Origin of the sequence: Staphylococcus aureus, from assembly GCF_001027105.1 — a bacterium.
GTDB lineage: Bacteria > Bacillota > Bacilli > Staphylococcales > Staphylococcaceae > Staphylococcus > Staphylococcus aureus.
Window position 1 is genome coordinate 381,913 of record NZ_CP011526.1, and the last position, 25,009, is coordinate 406,921.

General features: G+C 31.8%; 25 protein-coding genes. 18 read left to right on the forward strand and 7 right to left on the reverse strand.

What is annotated here, in order from left to right; translation table 11 throughout:
- The first annotated feature begins 134 nt into the window (after positions 1-134).
- Genes xpt through guaA form a run of 4 tightly spaced genes read left to right on the forward strand, consistent with a single transcriptional unit; the run spans position 135 to position 5,051 of the window.
- Positions 135-713, forward strand: coding sequence for a xanthine phosphoribosyltransferase (gene xpt, locus AA076_RS01795; protein WP_000421410.1), 579 nt, complete (start codon positions 135-137; stop codon positions 711-713).
- Positions 713-1,981 (forward strand): xanthine permease PbuX, encoded by a 1,269-nt coding sequence (gene pbuX, locus AA076_RS01800; protein WP_000793009.1) that lies wholly within the window; start codon positions 713-715, stop codon positions 1,979-1,981. Before xpt ends, pbuX begins: the two co-directional genes overlap by 1 nt.
- Before the next feature lie 37 nt (positions 1,982-2,018).
- Positions 2,019-3,485 (forward strand): IMP dehydrogenase, encoded by a 1,467-nt coding sequence (guaB, locus tag AA076_RS01805; RefSeq protein ID WP_000264071.1) that lies wholly within the window; start codon positions 2,019-2,021, stop codon positions 3,483-3,485.
- A 24-nt stretch (positions 3,486-3,509) separates the two neighbouring features.
- A complete protein-coding gene (guaA, locus tag AA076_RS01810; protein ID WP_000424966.1) occupies positions 3,510-5,051 on the forward strand; it encodes a glutamine-hydrolyzing GMP synthase in 1,542 nt (513 codons plus the stop codon).
- Positions 5,052-5,163: 112 nt separating this feature from the next.
- Here the strand turns inward: guaA and AA076_RS01815 are convergent, their stop codons facing one another.
- The 6 genes from AA076_RS01815 to AA076_RS01840 form a co-directional block, all read right to left on the reverse strand.
- Positions 5,164-5,700, reverse strand: a complete 537-nt coding sequence (locus tag AA076_RS01815) for a hypothetical protein (protein ID WP_000551776.1) — start codon at positions 5,698-5,700, stop codon at positions 5,164-5,166.
- A 392-nt stretch (positions 5,701-6,092) separates the two neighbouring features.
- Positions 6,093-6,797 carry a type II toxin-antitoxin system PemK/MazF family toxin gene (locus AA076_RS01820; RefSeq protein WP_000041883.1) on the reverse strand — a complete coding sequence of 235 codons (705 nt, stop codon included), beginning with the start codon at positions 6,795-6,797 and terminating at the stop codon, positions 6,093-6,095.
- Between the two features lie 398 nt (positions 6,798-7,195).
- On the reverse strand, positions 7,196-7,468 hold the full coding sequence (locus tag AA076_RS01825; protein WP_000159787.1) for a transposase: 273 nt from the start codon (positions 7,466-7,468) through the stop codon (positions 7,196-7,198).
- Positions 7,469-7,728: 260 nt separating this feature from the next.
- On the reverse strand, positions 7,729-7,881 hold the full coding sequence (locus AA076_RS14365) for a hypothetical protein (protein WP_000248839.1): 153 nt from the start codon (positions 7,879-7,881) through the stop codon (positions 7,729-7,731).
- 523 nt (positions 7,882-8,404) lie between these two features.
- Positions 8,405-8,764 (reverse strand): DUF1304 domain-containing protein, encoded by a 360-nt coding sequence (locus tag AA076_RS01835; RefSeq protein WP_001021622.1) that lies wholly within the window; start codon positions 8,762-8,764, stop codon positions 8,405-8,407.
- 18 nt (positions 8,765-8,782) lie between these two features.
- Entirely contained in the window at positions 8,783-9,628 is an 846-nt protein-coding gene (locus tag AA076_RS01840; protein WP_001024377.1) for an SDR family oxidoreductase, read from the reverse strand.
- Between the two features lie 471 nt (positions 9,629-10,099).
- On the opposite strand from AA076_RS01840, the gene AA076_RS01845 reads away from it, so the two are divergent.
- The 11 genes from AA076_RS01845 to AA076_RS01900 all read left to right on the forward strand — a co-directional run bounded on the left by AA076_RS01845 (position 10,100) and on the right by AA076_RS01900 (position 20,907).
- On the forward strand, positions 10,100-10,780 hold the full coding sequence (locus tag AA076_RS01845; protein WP_000669005.1) for a superantigen-like protein SSL1: 681 nt from the start codon (positions 10,100-10,102) through the stop codon (positions 10,778-10,780).
- A gap of 285 nt (positions 10,781-11,065) precedes the next feature.
- Positions 11,066-11,761, forward strand: coding sequence for a superantigen-like protein SSL2 (locus tag AA076_RS01850; protein WP_000782618.1), 696 nt, complete (start codon positions 11,066-11,068; stop codon positions 11,759-11,761).
- 290 nt (positions 11,762-12,051) lie between these two features.
- Complete coding sequence (locus AA076_RS01855) at positions 12,052-13,122, forward strand: superantigen-like protein SSL3 (protein ID WP_000784023.1); 1,071 nt, start codon at positions 12,052-12,054, stop codon at positions 13,120-13,122.
- 118 nt (positions 13,123-13,240) lie between these two features.
- Positions 13,241-13,378 carry a hypothetical protein gene (locus AA076_RS14370; RefSeq protein ID WP_001791691.1) on the forward strand — a complete coding sequence of 46 codons (138 nt, stop codon included), beginning with the start codon at positions 13,241-13,243 and terminating at the stop codon, positions 13,376-13,378.
- A 108-nt stretch (positions 13,379-13,486) separates the two neighbouring features.
- A complete protein-coding gene (locus AA076_RS01865) occupies positions 13,487-14,413 on the forward strand; it encodes a superantigen-like protein SSL4 (protein WP_000705627.1) in 927 nt (308 codons plus the stop codon).
- Between the two features lie 363 nt (positions 14,414-14,776).
- The gene (locus AA076_RS01870; RefSeq protein WP_000784244.1) at positions 14,777-15,481 is read left to right on the forward strand and encodes a superantigen-like protein SSL5; all 705 of its coding nucleotides are present in this window, start codon (positions 14,777-14,779) and stop codon (positions 15,479-15,481) included.
- Between the two features lie 445 nt (positions 15,482-15,926).
- On the forward strand, positions 15,927-16,622 hold the full coding sequence (locus AA076_RS01880; RefSeq protein ID WP_000769845.1) for a superantigen-like protein SSL6: 696 nt from the start codon (positions 15,927-15,929) through the stop codon (positions 16,620-16,622).
- 420 nt (positions 16,623-17,042) lie between these two features.
- On the forward strand, positions 17,043-17,738 hold the full coding sequence (locus AA076_RS01885; RefSeq protein WP_000769836.1) for a superantigen-like protein SSL7: 696 nt from the start codon (positions 17,043-17,045) through the stop codon (positions 17,736-17,738).
- 343 nt (positions 17,739-18,081) lie between these two features.
- Positions 18,082-18,780, forward strand: a complete 699-nt coding sequence (locus AA076_RS01890; RefSeq protein ID WP_000673479.1) for a superantigen-like protein SSL8 — start codon at positions 18,082-18,084, stop codon at positions 18,778-18,780.
- Positions 18,781-19,159: 379 nt separating this feature from the next.
- A complete protein-coding gene (locus AA076_RS01895; RefSeq protein ID WP_000779446.1) occupies positions 19,160-19,858 on the forward strand; it encodes a superantigen-like protein SSL9 in 699 nt (232 codons plus the stop codon).
- A gap of 365 nt (positions 19,859-20,223) precedes the next feature.
- Positions 20,224-20,907: a superantigen-like protein SSL10 gene (locus tag AA076_RS01900; protein WP_000673051.1), complete on the forward strand. Its 684-nt coding sequence runs from the start codon at positions 20,224-20,226 to the stop codon at positions 20,905-20,907.
- Between the two features lie 84 nt (positions 20,908-20,991).
- Here the strand turns inward: AA076_RS01900 and AA076_RS14385 are convergent, their stop codons facing one another.
- Positions 20,992-21,093: a hypothetical protein gene (locus AA076_RS14385; RefSeq protein ID WP_010956543.1), complete on the reverse strand. Its 102-nt coding sequence runs from the start codon at positions 21,091-21,093 to the stop codon at positions 20,992-20,994.
- A 77-nt stretch (positions 21,094-21,170) separates the two neighbouring features.
- Here AA076_RS14385 and AA076_RS01910 point away from each other — a divergent pair, with 77 nt between their 5' ends.
- The 3 genes from AA076_RS01910 (at position 21,171) to AA076_RS01920 (ending at position 24,991) form a co-directional block, all read left to right on the forward strand.
- Positions 21,171-22,727, forward strand: a complete 1,557-nt coding sequence (locus AA076_RS01910) for a type I restriction-modification system subunit M (RefSeq protein ID WP_000028628.1) — start codon at positions 21,171-21,173, stop codon at positions 22,725-22,727.
- The gene (locus tag AA076_RS01915; RefSeq protein WP_000072584.1) at positions 22,720-23,931 is read left to right on the forward strand and encodes a restriction endonuclease subunit S; all 1,212 of its coding nucleotides are present in this window, start codon (positions 22,720-22,722) and stop codon (positions 23,929-23,931) included. The genes AA076_RS01910 and AA076_RS01915 overlap by 8 nt, the downstream gene beginning before the upstream one ends.
- 382 nt (positions 23,932-24,313) lie before the next feature.
- On the forward strand, positions 24,314-24,991 hold the full coding sequence (locus tag AA076_RS01920) for a superantigen-like protein SSL11 (protein WP_000769163.1): 678 nt from the start codon (positions 24,314-24,316) through the stop codon (positions 24,989-24,991).
- The last annotated feature ends 18 nt before the right edge of the window (positions 24,992-25,009 follow it).

Genomic DNA, 25,009 nt, shown 5'->3' on the forward strand with positions numbered 1-25,009 from the left:
ATTGCATGACAAATTCGTTATGCATGTTCGTTCACTCATAAACCCTGAAACTATTATTTAGTTTGGGGATTTTTTTGTATCTAGCACCAATTTAAGAGCAAAATGTTTCACACAAATCTGAGGAGGTTTTAAGAGTGGAGTTACTAGGACAAAAAGTAAAGGAAGACGGCGTTGTCATTGATGAGAAGATTTTAAAAGTCGATGGATTTTTAAATCATCAAATTGATGCAAAGTTAATGAATGAAGTTGGTCGCACTTTTTACGAGCAATTTAAAGATAAAGGGATTACTAAAATCTTAACCATTGAAGCTTCCGGTATCGCACCTGCAATCATGGCTGCACTGCATTTTGATGTGCCATGTTTATTTGCGAAAAAAGCAAAACCTAGCACTTTGACGGATGGTTATTATGAAACATCTATTCATTCATTTACTAAAAATAAAACAAGTACGGTCATTGTTTCAAAAGAGTTTTTATCAGAAGAAGATACTGTACTTATCATCGATGACTTTTTAGCAAATGGTGATGCTTCATTAGGATTATACGATATCGCACAGCAAGCGAATGCTAAGACAGCTGGTATTGGTATTGTTGTTGAAAAGAGTTTCCAAAATGGGCATCAACGTTTAGAAGAAGCAGGTTTAACAGTTTCTTCTCTCTGCAAGGTTGCTTCACTAGAAGGAAACAAAGTGACATTGGTGGGAGAAGAATAATGAAAAATTTAATCCTAAGTGTTCAACATCTTTTAGCTATGTACGCAGGTGCTATCTTAGTTCCAATCATTGTTGGTACAAGTTTGAAGTTTACACCTGAACAAATCGCTTACTTAGTTACAGTAGATATATTTATGTGTGGGGTTGCCACATTTTTACAAGCCAATAAAGTAACAGGAACAGGATTACCAATCGTTCTTGGATGTACATTCACGGCTGTTGCGCCCATGATTTTAATTGGTCAAACGAAAGGAATAGATGTACTTTATGGTTCGCTATTTTTATCAGGGATATTAGTTATTATCATCGCGCCTTTCTTTTCACATCTTGTAAAATTCTTCCCACCAGTAGTAACGGGTAGTGTTGTTACTATCATTGGTATCAATTTAATGCCAGTAGCAATGAATTACTTAGCTGGAGGTCAAGGTGCAAAGGACTATGGAGATGTTAAGAACATTTTGTTAGGTTTAATGACATTAATCATTATTCTTCTTTTACAAAGATTCACAACTGGATTTATTAAGAGTATTGCCATATTAATTGGACTCGTTTTAGGAACGATAGGTGCTGGCTTACTTGGGATGGTCGATATTAATCAAGTCAATCATGCCGGTTGGTTAGGCATCCCAGTGCCGTTTAGATTCTCTGGATTTAGCTTTGATGTGACATCGACGTTAGTGTTCTTTATTGTAGCTATCGTTAGTTTAATTGAGTCGACAGGTGTCTATCATGCGTTAAGTGAAATTACCGGTAAGAAGTTAGAAAGAAAAGATTTTCGTAAAGGTTATACTGCGGAAGGTCTAGCGATAGTGTTAGGTTCTATATTCAATTCATTTCCGTATACAGCCTATTCGCAAAATGTAGGACTTGTTTCTTTATCCGGCGCTAAGAAAAACAATGTTATATACGGCATGGTCGTGTTATTACTTATATGTGGTTGTATACCTAAGCTTGGCGCATTAGCAAATATCATACCGCTACCTGTGTTAGGCGGTGCGATGATAGCTATGTTTGGCATGGTAATGGCATATGGTGTTAGTATATTAGGACATATCGATTTTAAAAATCAAAACAATTTATTAATTATCGCTGTATCAGTAGGATTAGGTACTGGTATAAGCGCTGTACCACAAGCATTTAAAGGTTTAGGTGAACAATTTGCATGGTTGACTCAAAACGGAATTGTTTTAGGCGCAATCTCTGCAATTATTCTTAATTTCTTTTTTAATGGAATAAAGTATAAACAAACGGAAGAAAATGTGAAATAATATAACTAATTAATTTGAAAAATGGAGGCTGTTTTTAATGTGGGAAAGTAAATTTGCAAAAGAATCATTAACGTTTGATGATGTGTTATTAATTCCAGCACAATCTGATATTTTACCGAAAGACGTTGATTTAAGCGTACAATTATCAGACAAAGTTAAATTAAATATTCCAGTTATTTCTGCTGGTATGGATACTGTAACTGAATCTAAAATGGCGATTGCTATGGCTCGTCAAGGTGGTTTAGGTGTTATTCATAAAAATATGGGCGTTGAAGAACAAGCGGACGAAGTTCAAAAAGTAAAACGCTCAGAAAATGGTGTCATTTCAAACCCATTTTTCTTAACGCCAGAAGAAAGCGTTTATGAAGCAGAAGCATTAATGGGTAAATACCGTATTTCAGGTGTACCAATTGTTGATAATAAAGAAGATCGCAACTTAGTAGGTATTTTAACAAACCGTGACTTACGTTTTATTGAAGACTTCTCGATTAAAATTGTAGATGTAATGACGCAAGAAAATTTAATTACAGCTCCAGTGAATACAACACTTGAAGAAGCAGAAAAAATTCTCCAAAAACATAAGATTGAAAAGTTACCATTAGTTAAAGACGGACGTCTAGAAGGTCTTATTACTATTAAAGATATTGAAAAAGTTATCGAATTCCCTAATGCAGCAAAAGATGAACATGGTCGTCTACTTGTAGCCGCAGCAATTGGTATTTCAAAAGATACTGATATTCGTGCTCAAAAATTAGTCGAAGCAGGTGTGGATGTCTTAGTTATCGATACAGCACATGGTCACTCTAAAGGTGTTATCGATCAAGTGAAACATATTAAGAAGACTTACCCAGAAATCACATTAGTAGCAGGTAACGTAGCAACTGCAGAAGCAACAAAAGATTTATTTGAAGCGGGTGCAGATATTGTTAAAGTTGGTATTGGCCCAGGTTCAATTTGTACGACGCGTGTTGTAGCAGGTGTTGGTGTACCACAAATTACAGCAATTTATGATTGTGCAACTGAAGCACGCAAACATGGTAAAGCTATCATTGCTGATGGTGGTATTAAATTCTCAGGAGATATCATTAAAGCATTAGCTGCTGGTGGACATGCGGTTATGTTAGGTAGCTTATTAGCAGGTACTGAAGAAAGCCCAGGCGCAACAGAAATTTTCCAAGGTAGACAATATAAAGTATACCGTGGTATGGGCTCTTTAGGTGCGATGGAAAAAGGTTCAAACGACCGTTACTTCCAAGAGGACAAAGCGCCTAAGAAATTTGTTCCTGAAGGTATCGAAGGACGTACGGCTTATAAAGGTGCGTTACAAGATACAATTTACCAATTAATGGGCGGTGTGCGTGCTGGTATGGGTTATACTGGTTCACACGATTTAAGAGAATTACGCGAAGAAGCACAATTTACACGTATGGGTCCTGCTGGTTTAGCAGAAAGCCATCCACATAATATTCAAATTACGAAAGAATCACCGAACTACTCATTCTAATTAAGATAAAGGAGAACGACAAATATGGAAATGGCAAAAGAACAAGAGTTAATCCTTGTCTTAGACTTTGGTAGCCAATACAACCAATTAATTACACGCCGAATTCGTGAAATGGGCGTTTATAGTGAATTACACGATCATGAAATTTCAATTGAAGAAATTAAGAAAATGAATCCAAAAGGTATTATCTTATCAGGTGGTCCAAATTCAGTTTATGAAGAAGGTTCATTTACAATTGATCCGGAAATATATAATTTAGGAATTCCAGTACTTGGTATTTGTTACGGCATGCAATTAACTACTAAATTATTAGGTGGTAAAGTTGAACGTGCCAATGAACGTGAATACGGTAAAGCAATCATTAATGCGAAGTCAGATGAGTTATTCGCTGGCTTACCAGCAGAACAAACTGTTTGGATGAGTCATTCTGATAAAGTTATTGAAATTCCAGAAGGCTTTGAAGTTATCGCTGATAGCCCAAGCACAGACTATGCAGCAATCGAAGATAAGAAACGTCGCATTTATGGTGTTCAATTCCATCCAGAAGTACGTCATACAGAATATGGTAATGATTTATTAAATAATTTTGTCCGTCGTGTTTGTGATTGTAGAGGTCAATGGACAATGGAAAACTTTATCGAAATCGAAATTGAAAAGATTCGTCAACGCGTAGGAGACCGTCGTGTATTATGTGCGATGAGTGGCGGCGTAGATTCATCTGTTGTAGCTGTACTATTGCATAAAGCAATAGGTGATCAACTAACATGTATCTTTGTAGACCATGGCTTACTTCGTAAAGGTGAAGGCGACATGGTTATGGAGCAATTCGGTGAAGGTTTCAACATGAATATTATTCGTGTTAATGCGAAAGATCGCTTTATGAATAAATTAAAAGGTGTTTCAGATCCTGAACAAAAACGTAAAATCATTGGTAATGAATTTGTATACGTATTTGATGATGAAGCATCAAAACTGAAAGGTGTAGACTTCCTTGCGCAAGGAACACTATATACAGACGTCATCGAATCAGGTACTAAAACAGCACAAACAATCAAATCACACCACAATGTTGGTGGATTACCAGAAGACATGGAATTCGAATTAATCGAACCAATCAATACATTGTTTAAAGATGAAGTACGTAAATTAGGTATTGAGTTAGGTATTCCAGAACATTTAGTATGGAGACAACCATTCCCAGGACCTGGTCTTGGTATTCGTGTACTTGGAGAAATTACTGAAGATAAACTAGAAATCGTTAGAGAATCAGACGCGATTTTACGCCAAGTGATTAGAGAAGAAGGTCTTGAAAGAGAAATTTGGCAATACTTCACAGTGTTACCAAACATTCAATCAGTAGGTGTTATGGGAGACTACCGTACGTATGATCACACAGTAGGTATTCGTGCAGTAACATCTATCGACGGTATGACAAGTGACTTCGCACGCATCGATTGGGAAGTCTTACAAAAGATTTCTAGTCGTATCGTAAACGAAGTAGATCACGTCAACCGCGTAGTCTATGACATTACATCAAAACCACCAAGCACAATTGAGTGGGAATAATTATATATAATAAAACCACCTGTTTGCACGGGTGGTTTTTAATTTGAGTAGTTGGAAAATTACAATAAGGACGGAAAAGGGGTAAGGTGTTCTAAGTTTGCGTTTTAATTCATCAATAAGGCAATTTTCCGTGTTTATTTTTATATAAAATTTCATATTGTTTAGGATCTTCTTGTTTTAAATCATAAATTATAGTTTCGTCTACTATTTTTTCTAATTCAAGTGTATTAAAGCTCCAGTCATTTGTTGTTATTATAAATATTTTTTGGACTGGGTTGTTATTTATATGATTAATTAGCCTAGGAGTATCTGTTTCTATTATTAGAGCAGATTCTACAGGATAGTAAATAGCAAAGTCTCCGTGATAAATTGTGTTTCTTTCATAGAGGTTAACCTCTAAGGTTAAATTACTCAATTTGAAGATTGTGTTTTGAGTTATATTTTTAGGAATAATTCGATTATCTACTATTTGTTTTAGGTTGCCTATTGAACGAGTGTGTATCGTCCCTTTTGTGTAATCGGAATTATTTAAAGCTCTTAAAACAGTTGTTAATTTATACTCGTTAACATAACCCTTTACTAAAGCCATCCGTTTATCGCTACCTATAAAATCTTTCAGTTTTTTGTTGAATTCATTATTGTTGTGCATAATATTTTATCCTTTCCATTAGTTGATTGTTTTCATTTGTTCAAATCTCTATCCATTTACTCGGTTACAGGGCTGTGTATTTGCAGAGTAATATTATGATTGAAATAACCAACGCGTTCCGTATTCGTTTTGAGTGACGCAGCTAGCTGCGATAATAGTGACATGTGGCTTATAACACATTGTGTAATTTATTGTGTGTTTTGTGATGTCTAATATTGATTGCAGATTGTTGTATATTTCACTTAAAGGGCATTTATATAAAAAAAGAGGCCAGATGACGTATCATCTGACCTTCAGCTAAAACGCTGAGAATATGTCATTCTTCAAGAGAATGAAGCCGGAATGGTTACCGGGAATTTGTAAATCAATTATATCAGATGTAATATTACAATTCAATTAGAAAAGAACTTTATCTTTAATTGCTTTTCGATTTCATTCATGTCATCTTCTGAAATTATTATCGTTCCAGTAGGATCAGAATCATTTATTTTGCTTATACGTCTTTTGCTTATTGTTGTAATTGCTGATATATTAACGTATGTATCTTTCCCTTTGTGCTTGGAATAAACACCTATCACTCTATACAGTTCATTAGCTTTTTGATTTAAGTTAGACAAAAGCTTTTTATCTTCTGTGCTAAGTTTAATGTCAATTTCTCTATATTTTTGGGCTAATGCTTGTACTTTACTACTGATATCGATAATCTGTTTTTTTAAATCTGTTGCTGTTAGATTTAGCACCGATTCGTTTAACTTCAAATAATTTTTATTACCTTTGGAAGAAAGTGGAACTATTGTAACTGTTTCTTTTCCTTTATTGTCTTTGTTATCTAATATTACACAAAAATGATTACCAGAAAACTCACTTCCAATATTACTCCCTAGTTTTACATATACCACTGTTCCTCTACTATATGATTTATAATATCTTTTTTTATTGCTTGTAACATCGCTATGTATAGCAATTGAATAAAACTCTAGCCAATGAGGCATGTATATAACTTTCATGTTTTTACTGTCGGATTTTGAATAAGCTTGTTTTAGTTTTTTGTTTGACGTATTTAATTTACTATTTGCTTGATTGATATTTTTAGACATTAAATAGTGTTCTCCTAATCAATTTATTCTTCTTTATATCAGCATTATTAGCACTGAAATTAACATGAATGGTACGAAAATAGATGTTACTATAAAACCAACAATTTTTATTAGGTGGAACTCATCAATTTTGTATTTAGCAAATTTCGCAATGACCTGCTATTTATTCGCTTTTTATAGTTCATGTATGTGTAAAAAAGTCTATATTGAACATCTAATTATAAGCGAATTCCTAATGCTAAAAGCAATCTAACTTACTTAAATATTATTATGAGTTTTTATTGAAATTAAATAAATTTAAACTATTTCTTAGTCTCTCCATATCGTTGGAAGTTGGTTCTTTATATAATCAGATAAATTAGAATCTTCAAGTAATGTATCTTTAAAAAGTTCAGTTTCTAAATCAACTTTAAAATTTGCTTTAAAACATCATGTTCCATTTTTAAATGTTGAACTTCTTTGCGTAATTTTATTAACTCTTTTTCATCACTTTTTAAATTATCTTGATGATTGAAGGGTCCAGTATTTTGGTGTTGTTTTATCGAATTTGAGATAATTGAGGGTTTTAAATCATACTTTCGTATAATTTCATTCTTAAGCTTACCATTTTTATATAATCTAACCATTTGTAACTTAAACTCTGAACTAAATGTTCTTCTTTCTTTTGTCATAATAAAATTGACTACTTTCTTAATTTAACAATATCTATTCTCATAGAATTTGTTCAATTAAGTGTAGACGATTCACTGACACATCATAAGTACGTAAGGAATTTTGATCGTTCATTGTTATTGCTTTATGTTTTAGGGAATGTGCTATTGAAGGGTTTAAAGATGTTTGAAATGTCTTGGTTTCTTGACTTATATAGTTATGAAAGAGGGCGTTGTCCTTTATAGCATTTCTGAGATTAGAAATGCTATAAATAAAGTGATTAAGATTTTTTGTTTTCATGTAATTTAAGAAATGGATTTGTTTTTTGTGGGTTATTTTTAATTCTGTTCTTAAATGGTTTGAATTTTGCGATTGCAAATATGATAGCTGCTTCTTTTGACAAAGTAATAGAACCTTTTTCTTCTGGTACCATGATAATCACTCCTTGTGCAATTGGATTTAAATATTATAAAATAATTTTACTATACAAAATATATTGTGTAAATAGTTTCTTATTGTTACCAAATAATATGTTTGGAAGCGTTATGTAATGCCAATCAACACCGAAGTTCTCATGTCCTCTTTCCTTTTACGACTACATATATTGTTAATAATATTGAAATAATAAACTGATAGTGATAATATTTATTTAACTGATCCATGAGAGTAGGAACCCCATCATACGGGAATTTCGAAATCATGGGTTTTTTGTTTTAAAGGATTGATGCAATAGATAAAGTAGCCATTCTAATATATGGAGTATTTATCAGCTGAAAATTAAATCAGATATGGGTTTTCTTCATTAAATAATTTTTTTATAAGGAAACAGAGGCAACGCTACTGTCACCTCTGCTTGAAATAATTAGGATGAAATACTCTGAGTCTAAAGTCCACACACAATTCGCTCAAATCCTCCAAACCTCCGACTACATCTCCAACCCCCCAAACACCAATACTTACCAAAGCATTGATATGAGTGCCAATACTGGCAATGTGCCTTGTTTGAAAAAGATACTAATATTGCTTGAAAGGCCACCATAAATAGCAACGCCAATGATATACACTAAAATAGCTGCGCATATTTCTTTTGGATTACTGCTGATAAACAAACCGTATATTAGCAAAACTCCGATTAAACCGTTATATACGCCTTGGTTCTTCAAAAGTAGGTTAATATTTTTGTCTTTCAATTTATCGACGCTTATATTAAATGTCTCGCTAGTCTTTTTGGAAGTTGTAGCAATCGTTTCAAGGTACATAATATAGAAAAACTCTAATGCCACAAATATGATTAAAATTGTTGAGATGATATTCACTATAACGCTCCTTTATTATTAAATATTTTCTTGTAAAAATGATTGCAGTGTCTGTGGTTGATCATTGACTAATTGTTGGAAATCATTGGATTCTTGGTCTAATAGTCCTCTTGCTCCTGCGTCGTACATTGATGCCAATAATGCACCAAAGCCTTTAGGTTCATCATACATTTCTGCAAATGTCTCTAATGAAACGGGCTCATATTTAATTTCTGTGCCTGATGCCTCAGATAAAATTGCAGCAAGTTCTTTCATATCATAACTGTAGCCTGATAATAAGTAGCGTTTGCCCCAAGTATCTGGATTTTTAATAATAGCAATGACACCTCTAGCAATATCATTTCTAGTAATATAATTAATACGACCATCGCCAGCTGGATAAATCAGTTTATGCATATTCATCAATTCTGGTAAATATGGTTTAAGTGGATCCATGTACATTGCCATTCTTACATACGTATAGTCAATGCCACTTGTTGCCAATAGACGTGCTGCATAACCAAAATAAGGACTCATATGGAATGGATTATTATGCTGATCTGCGTAATAACCTATGAAAATGATATGAGCAACGCCGCTCTGCTTTGCCGCATATACTAAATTTTCCACTTCAGGAATACGTTTGAATGATGGATGGATAATACTTGGAATAAACACAACGGTATCCATTCCTTTAAATGCTTCTACCATGCTTTCTTGATTAAAATAATCTAATTGTCGAACAGGAACTTTTCCGCGCCAATCTTCTGGAACTTTCTCAACATTTCTAACACCAATGTGAAAATGATCTATGTGATTTGCAATGGCTTGATTTGTAATATGTGTGCCTAAATGACCTGTAGCACCTGTTAACATAATATTCATTCACTTCATCTCCTAATCTTTATATACATAACATAATACTTATTTGATGGTTTTCAAAACATTTGATTTTATAAAAAATTCTAATCTGTATTTATTGTCGACGTGTATAGTAAATACGTAAATATTATTAATGTTGAAAATGCCGTAATGACGCGTTTTAGTTGATGTGTATCACTAATATCATTGAAAATTTTAATCAGGTACTACGACAATATGATGTCTGTTTTGTGTCTGAAAGTTTTACAGTTTTTAAAATAAAAATGGTATAAAGTGTGATTTGTATAAAAAAGAGTCTCGACGGATAAGAATTGATTAATAACAGTTAGCATTTTATTAATTACCTTAACAATGATTCAAGTTTAGTTAAATGAGGTTTAATTTGAAAGGGGATAGCGCCTCAATATAATGTAGGTAGATTGTTCATATTACGTAATTGAAAAATCAAATTTAAATAGATTGGGGCTAAAAATTATGAAATTTAAAGCGATAGCAAAAGCAAGTTTAGCATTGGGAATGTTAGCAACAGGTGTAATTACATCGAATGTACAATCAGTACAAGCGAAAGCAGAAGTTAAACAACAAAGTGAATCAGAGTTAAAACACTATTATAATAAACCAATTTTAGAGCGTAAAAATGTGACTGGATTTAAATATACTGATGAGGGTAAACACTATTTAGAAGTCACAGTAGGGCAACAGCATTCTCGAATCACTTTACTTGGATCTGATAAAGATAAATTTAAAGACGGAGAAAACTCAAATATAGATGTGTTTATCCTTAGAGAAGGTGACAGTAGACAAGCAACAAATTACTCAATTGGTGGCGTTACAAAATCAAATAGTGTGCAGTATATTGATTATATCAATACGCCAATTTTAGAAATCAAGAAAGATAATGAAGATGTACTTAAAGATTTTTACTACATTTCAAAAGAAGACATCTCATTAAAAGAACTTGATTATAGATTAAGAGAACGTGCGATTAAACAACACGGCTTGTATTCAAATGGTCTTAAACAAGGTCAAATTACAATTACAATGAATGATGGCACAACACATACAATCGATTTAAGTCAAAAACTTGAAAAAGAACGTATGGGTGAGTCAATCGACGGCACTAAGATTAATAAAATTCTAGTAGAAATGAAATAATACTTTCTAACAACAAAGCGCTATGTTGAATAGTGCTTGTTATGGAAATATATGGAAGTTAAGCGACGTACTGTTGCTTAGCTTCTTTTTTTGAGGGGAAAAGTTACAAAACTCACACAAACAGTCGCACCACGCATTATCTTTTGCTTAAATAGCTTAATCATATTTTATGAATAGTTAAAAACAGGTTAATGTGAATATCCGAATACAGCTCCTATAATATGGGTGTATGATTCAAATTACGTAATAAAACAATCTAATTATAATAGATTGGAGCATACAACTATGAAAATGAAAAATATTGCAAAAATAAGTTTGTTATTAGGAATATTAGCAACAGGTGTAAACACTACAACGGAAAAACCAGTTCATGCCGAAAAGAAACCTATTGTAATAAGTGAAAATAGCAAAAAATTAAAAGCTTATTATAATCAACCTAGTATTGAATATAAAAATGTGACAGGTTATATCAGTTTCATTCAACCAAGTATTAAATTTATGAATATCATAGATGGTAATTCTGTTAATAATATTGCTTTAATTGGCAAAGATAAGCAACATTATCATACGGGTGTACATCGTAATCTTAATATATTTTACGTTAATGAGGATAAGAGATTTGAAGGTGCAAAGTACTCTATTGGGGGTATCACGAGTGCAAACGATAAAGCTGTCGACCTAATAGCAGAAGCAAGAGTTATTAAAGAAGATCATACTGGTGAATATGATTATGACTTTTTCCCATTTAAAATAGATAAAGAAGCGATGTCATTGAAAGAGATTGATTTTAAATTAAGAAAATACCTTATTGATAATTATGGTCTTTACGGTGAAATGAGTACAGGAAAAATTACAGTCAAAAAGAAATACTATGGAAAGTATACATTTGAATTGGATAAAAAGTTACAAGAAGACCGTATGTCCGATGTTATCAATGTCACAGATATTGATAGAATTGAAATCAAAGTTATAAAAGCATAACACATATACTTGATGACGAAATAAGTTGAAATTGAAATAGAGAGGTTAAGTGACGATCAAACGTTGCTTAACTTCTTTTTAATGCTTAAAAATTATTTCAAAGGCACATAGAAACGCTATATTAATCTCATACTCACTCATTATTTTTTGCTTAAATTACTTAATAATACTTCAATAATTGTTAAAAGGGGTTTAATGTGATTATCTTAGAACGCCATCTATAATGATGTTGTATGATTCAAATTACGTAAAAAGACAATCGAATATAATATAGATTGGAGCATACAATTATGAAAATGAGAACAATTGCTAAAACCAGTTTAGCACTAGGGCTTTTAACAACAGGCGCAATTACAGTAACGACGCAATCGGTCAAAGCAGAAAAAATACAATCAACTAAAGTTGACAAAGTACCAACGCTTAAAGCAGAGCGATTAGCAATGATAAACATAACAGCAGGTGCAAATTCAGCGACAACACAAGCAGCTAACACAAGACAAGAACGCACGCCTAAACTCGAAAAGGCACCAAATACTAATGAGGAAAAAACCTCAGCTTCCAAAATAGAAAAAATATCACAACCTAAACAAGAAGAGCAGAAAACGCTTAATATATCAGCAACGCCAGCGCCTAAACAAGAACAATCACAAACGACAACCGAATCCACAACGCCGAAAACTAAAGTGACAACACCTCCATCAACAAACACGCCACAACCAATGCAATCTACTAAATCAGACACACCACAATCTCCAACCATAAAACAAGCACAAACAGATATGACTCCTAAATATGAAGATTTAAGAGCGTATTATACAAAACCGAGTTTTGAATTTGAAAAGCAGTTTGGATTTATGCTCAAACCATGGACGACGGTTAGGTTTATGAATGTTATTCCAAATAGGTTCATCTATAAAATAGCTTTAGTTGGAAAAGATGAGAAAAAATATAAAGATGGACCTTACGATAATATCGATGTATTTATCGTTTTAGAAGACAATAAATATCAATTGAAAAAATATTCTGTCGGTGGCATCACGAAGACTAATAGTAAAAAAGTTAATCACAAAGTAGAATTAAGCATTACTAAAAAAGATAATCAAGGTATGATTTCACGCGATGTTTCAGAATACATGATTACTAAGGAAGAGATTTCCTTGAAAGAGCTTGATTTTAAATTGAGAAAACAACTTATTGAAAAACATAATCTTTACGGTAACATGGGTTCAGGAACAATCGTTATTAAAATGAAAAACGGTGGGAAATATACGTTTGAATTACACAAAAAACTGCAAGAGCATCGTATGGCAGACGTCATAGATGGCACTAATATTGATAACATTGAAGTGAATATAAAATAATCATGACATTCTCTAAATAGAAGCTGTCATCGGAAAAACAAGAAGTTAAGTGACAACGGTTTACATGTTGCTTAGCTTCTTTTATTATGCGTAATGATGTAAAAAGACGAATATTCATTTGTTTGTAAAAGTGGCATTTCTATGTCTTAAAAGTGACGAAACTTCAAATGTGCCAAGTGTTGAATCACATCAAAATCATTTTTATTTAACGAACATTATGGATTTCTTAATTTACTTAACGATGATTCAAATATAGTTAAACAAGGTTTAATGTGAATGGAGCAATACGCCATCTATAATAAAGCTGTATGATTCAATGAATGTAATCGAACAAATCTAATAATTACGAATGGAGCATACAACTATGAAAATAACAACGATTGCTAAAACAAGTTTAGCACTAGGCCTTTTAACAACAGGTGTAATCACAACGACAACGCAAGCAGCAAACGCGACAACACTATCTTCCACTAAAGTGGAAGCACCACAATCAACACCGCCCTCAACTAAAATAGAAGCACCGCAATCAAAACCAAACGCGACAACACCGCCCTCAACTAAAGTAGAAGCACCGCAACAAACAGCAAATGCGACAACACCGCCTTCAACTAAAGTGACAACACCTCCATCAACAAACACGCCACAACCAATGCAATCTACTAAATCAGACACACCACAATCGCCAACCACAAAACAAGTACCAACAGAAATAAATCCTAAATTTAAAGATTTAAGAGCGTATTATACGAAACCAAGTTTAGAATTTAAAAATGAGATTGGTATTATTTTAAAAAAATGGACGACAATAAGATTTATGAATGTTGTCCCAGATTATTTCATATATAAAATTGCTTTAGTTGGTAAAGATGATAAAAAATATGGTGAAGGAGTACATAGGAATGTCGATGTATTTGTCGTTTTAGAAGAAAATAATTACAATCTGGAAAAATATTCTGTCGGTGGTATCACAAAGAGTAATAGTAAAAAAGTTGATCACAAAGCAGGAGTAAGAATTACTAAGGAAGATAATAAAGGTACAATCTCTCATGATGTTTCAGAATTCAAGATTACTAAAGAACAGATTTCCTTGAAAGAACTTGATTTTAAATTGAGAAAACAACTTATTGAAAAAAATAATCTGTACGGTAACGTTGGTTCAGGTAAAATTGTTATTAAAATGAAAAACGGTGGAAAGTACACGTTTGAATTGCACAAAAAATTACAAGAAAATCGCATGGCAGATGTCATAGATGGCACTAATATTGATAACATTGAAGTGAATATAAAATAATCATGACATTCTCTAAATAGAAGCTGTCATCGGAAAAACAAGAAGTTAAGTGACAACGGCCTACATGTTGCTTAGCTTCTTTTGTTATGTTCGATGATTTGAGAACCCGAATTTTCGATGGGTCCAAATATGACGTGGAAGAGACCTGAATTTATCTGTAAATCCCTATCTATCGGGTGTGAAGCACAACGGGATCAGTTTTATTTAACGAACATTATAGATTCCTTAATTTACTTAATAATGATTCAATGATTATTAAACATGGTTTAATGTGAAAGGTCAAATACGCTAACTATAATAAAGCTGTATGATTCAATAGACGTAAGCGAACAAATCTAATAATTACGAATGGAGCATACAACTATGAAAATGACAGCAATTGCGAAAGCAAGTTTAGCATTAGGTATTTTAGCAACAGGAACAATAACGTCATTGCATCAAACTGTAAATGCGAGTGAACATAAAGCAAAATATGAAAATGTGACAAAAGATATCTTTGACTTAAGAGATTACTATAGTGGCGCAAGTAAGGAACTTAAAAATGTTACTGGTTATCGTTATAGCAAAGGTGGCAAGCATTACCTTATCTTTGATAAAAATAGAAAATTCACAAGAGTACAGATATTTGGTAAAGATATTGAAAGATTTAAAGCACGTAAAAATCCGGGATTAGACATATTTGTTGTTAAAGAAGCGGAAAACCGTAATGGCACAGTGTTTTCATATGGTGGTGTCACTAAGAAAAATCAAGACGCTTATTATGATTATATAAACGCACCAAGATTTCAAATCAAGAGAGATGAAGGTGACGGTATTGCTACGTACGGTAGAGTACACTACATTTATAAAGAAGAGATTTCACTTAAAGAACTCGACTTTAAATTGAGACAGTATTTAATTCAAAATTTTGATCTGTATAAAAAGTTTCCTAAAGATAGTAAGATAAAAGTGATAATGAAAGATGGCGGCTATTATACGTTTGAACTTAATAAAAAATTACAAACAAATCGCATGAGTGACGTCATTGACGGTAGAAATATTGAAAAAATAGAAGCCAACATTAGATAATTCAATGAAATATGGATAATAGTAAAATATGGATAGTATAGAGGAGTTAGGCAACATAAGTTGCTTAGCTTCTTTTTTGTGTTGGAGAGATGAAAATGAAGCGTATCGATGAATAATAAAAACACCAATAAAACTTGTGGAAATAGTTGATACTTATAGTCGCGCGTTGTCCTTTTCGTGACATGAAACAATGTGGAAAACATAGTTAAATTGAGGGAAAGTGTGAATAGTTAAAAAAGCTGCGTTAAGTTTAAAAAATAGATTAACGCTGTTAGGATTCCATTAATTAGCTTAACATTGGTTCAAAAATAGTTAAAAAGAGGTTAATTCATAGCTTAGTATTACGCTTATATAATGATAGTAGATTGTTCGTATTACGTAATTGAAATAATCATATAAAAATATATTAAGACAAAATTTATAAATAGATTGGGAGAATAGTACTATGAAATTAAAAACGTTAGCTAAAGCAACATTAGTATTGGGATTGTTAGCTACTGGTGTAATAACAACAGAAAGTCAAACAGTAAAAGCGGCAGAATCAACTCAAGGTCAACACAATTATAAATCGTTAAAATACTACTATAGCAAGCCAAGTATAGAGTTAAAAAATCTTGATGGTTTGTATAGACAGAAAGTGACAGATAAAGGAGTATATGTTTGGAAGGATCGAAAAGATTATTTTGTTGGCTTGCTTGGTAAAGATATTGAAAAATACCCTCAAGGTGAGCATGATAAGCAAGATGCATTTTTAGTCATCGAGGAGGAAACTGTTAATGGAAGACAATATTCAATTGGTGGTTTAAGTAAGACAAATAGTAAAGAATTTAGTAAAGAAGTCGATGTTAAAGTAACAAGAAAAATTGATGAATCATCGGAAAAGTCTAAAGATAGTAAATTTAAAATTACTAAAGAAGAAATCTCGTTAAAAGAGTTGGACTTTAAATTAAGAAAAAAATTGATGGAAGAAGAAAAATTATATGGTGCTGTTAATAATAGAAAAGGTAAAATTGTAGTTAAAATGGAAGATGATAAGTTTTATACTTTCGAACTTACAAAAAAACTACAACCGCATCGCATGGGTGACACGATAGATGGTACCAAAATCAAAGAAATTAATGTTGAGCTAGAATATAAATAATCTTTGGACAAGCAGACTAGTAATTGTAGGGAAGTTAAGCGATAACATATTGCTTAGCTTCTTTTTTATTTTGTTATGATGAAAAAAGGAGCGGGTTTATGATCAAGTTTTTGGAAAAACGGTTGATACTTATAGTCGCGCGTTGTCCTTTTCGTGACATGAAACAATGTGGAAAACATAATTAAATTGAGGGAAAGTGTGAATAGTTAAAAAATTAGTATTGTGTTATAAAAAATAATTAATACTGTTAGGATTTCATTAACTAACTTAACGTTGGTTCAAAAATAGTTAAAAAGAGGTTAATTCATAGCGCAGTATCTCACTTATATAATGATAGTAGATTGTTCGTATTACGTAATTGAATTAATCATATAAAAATATATTAAGACAAATTTATAAATAGATTGGGAGAATAGTACTGTGAAATTAAAAACGTTAGCTAAAGCAACATTGGCATTAGGCTTATTAACTACTGGTGTGATTACATCAGAAGGCCAAGCAGTTCAAGCAAAAGAAAAGCAAGAGAGAGTACAACATTTATATGATATTAAAGACTTACATCGATACTACTCATCAGAAAGTTTTGAATTCAGTAATATTAGTGGTAAGGTTGAAAATTATAACGGTTCTAACGTTGTACGCTTTAACCAAGAAAATCAAAATCACCAATTATTCTTATTAGGTAAAGATAAAGAGAAATATAAAGAAGGCATTGAAGGCAAAGATGTCTTTGTGGTAAAAGAATTAATTGATCCAAACGGTAGATTATCTACTGTTGGTGGTGTGACTAAGAAAAATAACAAATCTTCTGAAACTAATACACATTTATTTGTTAATAAAGTGTATGGCGGAAATTTAGATGCATCAATTGACTCATTTTCAATTAATAAAGAAGAAGTTTCACTGAAAGAACTTGATTTCAAAATTAGACAACATTTAGTTAAAAATTATGGTTTATATAAAGGTACGACTAAATACGGTAAGATCACTATCAATTTGAAAGATGGAGAAAAGCAAGAAATTGATTTAGGTGATAAATTGCAATTCGAGCGCATGGGTGATGTGTTGAATAGTAAGGATATTAATAAGATTGAAGTGACTTTGAAACAAATTTAAAGTAAGTAATCAATGACTCTAAAGTAATAAATTTGAAGCAGCTTAACGATGAAATGTTGAATAGATACGTACACCTTACATTAAGGAGCGTATTTAAAACAACCTTGTCGTTAGGCTTTTTTTTACGTTTTATAACGCAGGTTATGAGTGAGCATACTAAAAATTTACATTGCTCTTGAAAGTGATGCCCATTGAATATTAATTAGCTCTTCATTAACAATGATTTAAGTTTAATTAAACGAGTGTTAATGTCAGTCTGTCTCAATGCCCTTTATAATAAAGGTGTATTATTCAAATTACGTAATAAAAGCAATCCAATATATTAAGATTGGAGCACATGAATATGAAATTTACAGTGATAGCTAAAGCGATATTTATATTAGGAATATTAACAACAAGTGTAATGATAACAGAAAATCAATCGGTTAATGCAAAAGGAAAGTATGAAAAAATGAACCGTTTATATGATACAAACAAGTTACATCAATACTATTCAGGACCTAGTTATGAGTTAACAAATGTTAGTGGCCAAAGTCAAGGTTATTATGACTCTAACGTTTTGCTTTTTAACCAACAAAATCAAAAGTTCCAAGTGTTTTTATTGGGAAAAGATGAAAATAAATACAAAGAAAAAACACATGGTTTAGATGTCTTTGCGGTACCAGAATTAGTAGATTTAGATGGAAGAATATTTAGTGTTAGTGGTGTAACAAAGAAAAACGTAAAATCAATATTTGAGTCTCTAAGAACGCCGAACTTACTAGTTAAAAAAATAGACGATAAAGACGGTTTTTCTATTGATGAATTTTTCTTTATTCAAAAGGAAGAAGTGTCATTGAAGGAACTTGATTTTAAAATAAGAAAACTGTTGATTAAAAAATACAAACTGTATGAAGGGTCAGCTGATAAAGGTAGAATTGTTATTAATATGAAAGATGAAAATAAGTATGAAATTGATTTAAGTGATAAATTAGATTTCGAGCGTATGGCAGATGTCATTAATAGTGAACAAATTAAAAACATCGAAGTGAATTTGAAATAATCAATGATATATATAGAATGAAAGCTTAAGAAGCGGTTTAATAATCCCATGTTTAATGATTTTGATACGTGTTTTTATAATAAAAACATATCGAACATTGACTACGTTATTAAGCTGCTTTTTTGTACACTTTATAACCAATAGCTTAAGATTTAAAACTAATCGGAAAGAACAATGATTCACCAAAAAAATATTTATGTTGCTATTAAAAATCAGTTAATACGAATGTTAAAATACGTTTGATTTTCATTAATAATGATTCAAGTTTATTTAAATGAGCGTTAATGTCAGTCTGTTTTGATGCACCTTATAATAAAGACAGATAGTTCAAATTACGTAATAATAACAATCCAATACATTAAGATTGGAGCAAAAAAATATGAAATTAACAACGATAGCTAAAGCAACATTAGCATTAGGAATATTAACTACAGGTGTGTTTACAGCAGAAAGTCAAACTGGTCACGCGAAAGTAGAACTTGATGAGACACAACGCAAATATTATATCAATATGCTACATCAATACTATTCTGAAGAAAGTTTTGAACCAACAAACATTAGTGTTAAAAGCGAAGATTACTATGGCTCTAACGTTTTAAACTTTAAACAACGAAATAAAGCTTTTAAAGTATTTTTACTTGGTGACGATAAAAATAAATATAAAGAAAAAACACATGGCCTTGATGTCTTTGCAGTACCTGAATTAATAGATATAAAAGGTGGCATATATAGCGTTGGCGGTATAACAAAGAAAAATGTGAGATCAGTGTTTGGATTTGTAAGTAATCCAAGTCTACAAGTTAAAAAAGTTGATGCTAAAAATGGCTTTTCGATAAACGAGTTGTTTTTTATTCAAAAGGAAGAAGTATCATTGAAGGAACTGGACTTTAAAATAAGAAAACTCTTAATCGAAAAATATAGATTGTATAAAGGAACGTCTGATAAAGGTAGAATTGTTATCAATATGAAAGACGAAAAGAAGCATGAAATTGATTTAAGTGAAAAATTAAGTTTTGAACGTATGTTTGATGTAATGGATAGTAAGCAAATTAAAAATATTGAAGTGAATTTGAATTAGTTCGAGTTAATAGCATAATAGCTTAAGAAGCGGCTTAACGACAAAATGTGAATTGGCATTTGTGTCCTTATATAAGGAACTGTGTTAAATACATTACTGTTGTTAAGTTGTTTTTGTAATTCAAAGAGCAGAACAGAGTAACATCATCAGTTGTAGTAAACGATAATCCGGTAAAACAACTAAATGAAATAATGAAAGTCATTTAACCTGAACATTAAAATATATTTGTTTTTCATTAAGAATAATTCAAGTATATTTAAATCGAGGTTAATTATCGTATGAAACGATGCACGTTATAATAAAAATGTATGATTCAAATTACGTAATGAAAACAATCCAATATATTAAGATTGGAGCAAATAAATATGAAATTTACAGCATTAGCAAAAGCGACATTAGCTTTAGGAATTTTAACAACAGGAACTTTAACAACAGAAGTTCATTCAGGTCATGCAAAACAAAATCAAAAGTCAGTAAATAAACATGACAAGGAAGCATTATACCGATACTACACTGGAAAGACTATGGAAATGAAAAATATTAGTGCTTTGAAACATGGTAAAAACAACTTACGTTTTAAGTTTAGAGGTATTAAGATTCAAGTTTTACTGCCTGGAAATGATAAAAGTAAATTTCAACAGCGTAGTTATGAGGGGTTAGATGTTTTCTTTGTTCAAGAAAAAAGAGATAAGCACGATATATTTTATACTGTTGGTGGTGTAATACAGAATAATAAAACATCTGGAGTTGTCAGTGCACCAATATTAAATATTTCAAAAGAAAAGGGTGAAGATGCTTTTGTGAAAGGTTACCCTTATTACATTAAAAAAGAAAAAATAACACTAAAAGAACTGGATTATAAGTTGAGAAAGCATCTAATTGAAAAATACGGACTTTATAAAACAATCTCAAAAGATGGTAGGGTCAAAATTAGCTTGAAAGATGGCAGTTTTTATAACCTTGATTTAAGATCTAAATTAAAATTTAAATATATGGGGGAAGTCATAGAAAGCAAACAAATTAAAGATATTGAAGTTAACTTAAAGTAAATCATTACGAATAATTAAAAGTAATTGAAGCGGCTTAACGGTGAAATGTAAATTGGTGCGCATAGCTTATACAAAAAGGATGCATCAATCGATATCGTCGTTAAGCCGTTTTGGTTTGTGTGTCATGAATCCTATCCCAATCTCCATAAAGGTAAAATTTCCACCACCAACATCAAAATTCTCCACATCGCAACATAACCAAATGTTATAATAAATCTATTACACAAAGAGATAAATTACTTATTCAAAGGCGGAGGAATCACATGTCTATTACTGAAAAACAACGTCAGCAACAAGCTGAATTACATAAAAAATTATGGTCGATTGCGAATGATTTAAGAGGGAATATGGATGCGAGTGAATTCCGTAATTACATTTTAGGCTTGATTTTCTATCGCTTCTTATCTGAAAAAGCGGAACAAGAATATGCAGATGCCTTGTCAGGTGAAGACATCACGTATCAAGAAGCATGGGCAGACGAAGAATACCGTGAAGACTTAAAAGCAGAATTAATTGACCAAGTCGGTTACTTCATTGAGCCAGAAGATTTATTCAGTGCGATGATTCGTGAAATTGAAACGCAAGATTTCGATATCGAACACCTGGCGACGGCAATTCGTAAAGTTGAAACATCAACATTAGGTGAAGAAAGTGAAAATGACTTTATCGGTCTGTTCAGCGATATGGATTTGAGTTCAACGCGACTAGGTAACAATGTCAAAGAACGTACTGCTTTAATCTCTAAAGTCATGGTTAATCTTGACGACTTACCATTCGTTCACAGTGACATGGAAATTGATATGTTAGGTGATGCATATGAATTCCTAATTGGGCGCTTTGCGGCGACAGCGGGTAAAAAAGCAGGCGAGTTCTATACACCACAACAAGTATCTAAGATACTGGCGAAGATTGTCACAGACGGTAAAGATAAATTACGTCACGTGTATGACCCAACATGTGGTTCAGGTTCACTGTTGTTACGTGTTGGTAAAGAAACACAAGTGTATCGTTATTTCGGTCAAGAACGTAACAATACTACATACAACTTAGCACGCATGAATATGTTATTACATGATGTGCGTTATGAGAACTTCGATATCCGTAATGATGACACATTGGAAAACCCAGCCTTTTTAGGCAATACATTTGATGCGGTTATTGCGAACCCACCGTATAGTGCGAAATGGACTGCAGATTCAAAGTTTGAAAATGACGAACGATTCAGTGGTTACGGCAAACTTGCGCCTAAGTCTAAAGCAGACTTTGCCTTTATTCAACACATGGTACATTACCTAGACGATGAAGGTACCATGGCCGTTGTACTCCCACATGGTGTATTATTCCGAGGTGCTGCAGAAGGTGTCATTCGTCGTTATTTAATTGAAGAAAAGAACTACTTAGAAGCTGTGATTGGTTTGCCAGCGAATATTTTCTATGGGACAAGTATTCCAACATGTATTTTAGTATTTAAAAAATGTCGCCAACAAGACGACAACGTACTATTTATCGATGCATCCAATGATTTTGAAAAAGGAAAAAATCAAAATCATTTAAGCGATGCCCAAGTCGAACGTATTATAGACACATATAAGCGTAAGGAAACAATTGATAAATATAGCTACAGCGCGACACTACAAGAGATTGCCGATAACGATTACAACCTAAATATACCGAGATATGTCGATACATTCGAAGAAGAAGCACCGATTGATTTAGATCAAGTCCAACAAGATTTGAAAAATATCGATAAAGAAATCGCAGAAATTGAGCAAGAAATCAATGCATACCTGAAAGAACTTGGGGTGTTGAAAGATGAGTAATACACAAAAGAAAAATGTGCCAGAATTGAGGTTCCCAGGGTTTGAAGGCGAATGGGAAGAGAAGCAGTTAGGGGATCTTACAGATAGAGTAATTAGGAAAAATAAAAACTTAGAATCGAAAAAGCCTTTAACAATATCCGGACAGTTAGGTTTAATTGATCAAACAGAATATTTTAGTAAATCAGTTTCGTCGAAAAATCTAGAAAATTATACACTAATAAAGAATGGAGAATTCGCGTATAACAAAAGTTATTCTAATGGATACCCATTAGGGGCTATTAAAAGATTAACTAGATATGATAGTGGTGTATTGTCCTCTTTGTATATTTGTTTTTCTATTAAAAGTGAAATGTCTAAAGACTTCATGGAAGCATATTTTGATTCGACACACTGGTATAGAGAAGTTTCTGGAATTGCAGTTGAGGGTGCAAGAAATCACGGATTATTAAATGTTTCTGTGAATGATTTTTTTACTATTCTAATTAAATATCCAAGTTTAGAAGAACAGCAAAAAATAGGCAAGTTCTTCAGCAAACTCGACCGACAAATTGAATTAGAAGAACAAAAGCTTGAATTACTTCAACAACAGAAAAAAGGCTATATGCAGAAAATTTTCTCACAGGAACTGCGATTCAAAGATGAGAATGGTGAAGATTATCCAGATTGGGAAAATAGCAAAATAGAAAAATATTTAAAAGAGAGAAACGAACGTTCTGACAAAGGGCAAATGCTTTCAGTAACTATAAATAGTGGCATTATAAAATTTAGTGAATTGGATAGAAAAGATAATTCAAGTAAAGATAAAAGTAATTATAAAGTAGTTAGGAAAAATGATATTGCATATAATTCTATGAGAATGTGGCAAGGGGCTAGTGGTAAATCAAATTATAATGGGATTGTTAGCCCTGCATATACTGTGCTTTATCCAACACAAAATACTAGCTCATTATTTATTGGATATAAGTTTAAAACACATAGAATGATTCATAAATTTAAAATTAATTCACAAGGATTAACATCAGATACATGGAACTTAAAATATAAACAATTAAAAAATATAAATATAGATATACCTGTATTGGAGGAACAAGAAAAGATAGGTGATTTCTTTAAAAAAATGGATATATTGATAAGTAAACAGAAAATGAAAATTGAAATATTAGAAAAAGAGAAACAATCCTTTTTACAAAAAATGTTCTTATAACTTTGATAAATACATAGATTGCATAAGAATAAAATTTGTATAATTTAACATAAAAGTTGTAAAAGTAAAGTGAATTAAAAACGAACATTAAATTTAGGCACTGTGAAAGCGCAGTGTCTTTTTTGTGTCGAAATTGTGTACAGAATAAGTAGTTAAATAAAGATTAAGTTGAGATAAAGTGTTATTCGTAAATAAAAGAGAGTAGATCGATAGGAATTGAATGATATTAGTTAACTATTTATTAAATTACTTAATAATGATTAATTTTTAGTTAAAGTAAGTTTAATGTGAAGCACGACCATTGCTCATTATAATGAATGAGGATTGTTCGTATTGCGTAATAGAATAAATCAAATAGACTAAAAATTGGGAGCATAGAATTATGAAATTAAAAAATATTGCTAAAGCAAGTTTAGCACTAGGGATTTTAACAACAGGGATGATTACAACTACTGCTCAGCCAGTAAAAGCAAGTACATTAGAGGTTAGATCACAAGCTACTCAAGACTTGAGTGAATATTATAATAGACCGTTCTTTGAGTATACAAATCAGTCAGGATATAAAGAGGAAGGAAAAGTGACGTTTACTCCTAATTATCAACTTATAGATGTAACTTTAACTGGGAATGAAAAGCAAAATTTTGGTGAAGATATTTCTAATGTAGATATATTTGTTGTAAGAGAAAATTCTGATAGATCTGGTAATACAGCTTCAATTGGTGGTATTACTAAAACAAACGGTTCAAATTATATTGATAAAGTAAAAGATGTAAATTTAATAATTACTAAAAACATCGATAGTGTTACATCAACGTCAACATCATCTACATATACAATTAATAAAGAAGAAATTTCATTAAAAGAACTTGATTTTAAATTAAGAAAGCATTTAATTGATAAACATAACCTTTATAAGACAGAACCTAAAGACAGTAAAATTCGAATTACTATGAAAGATGGTGGGTTCTACACATTTGAATTGAATAAAAAGTTACAAACACACCGTATGGGTGATGTTATTGATGGCAGAAATATAGAAAAAATTGAAGTGAATTTATAAAATTATTCGAGGGAGCAT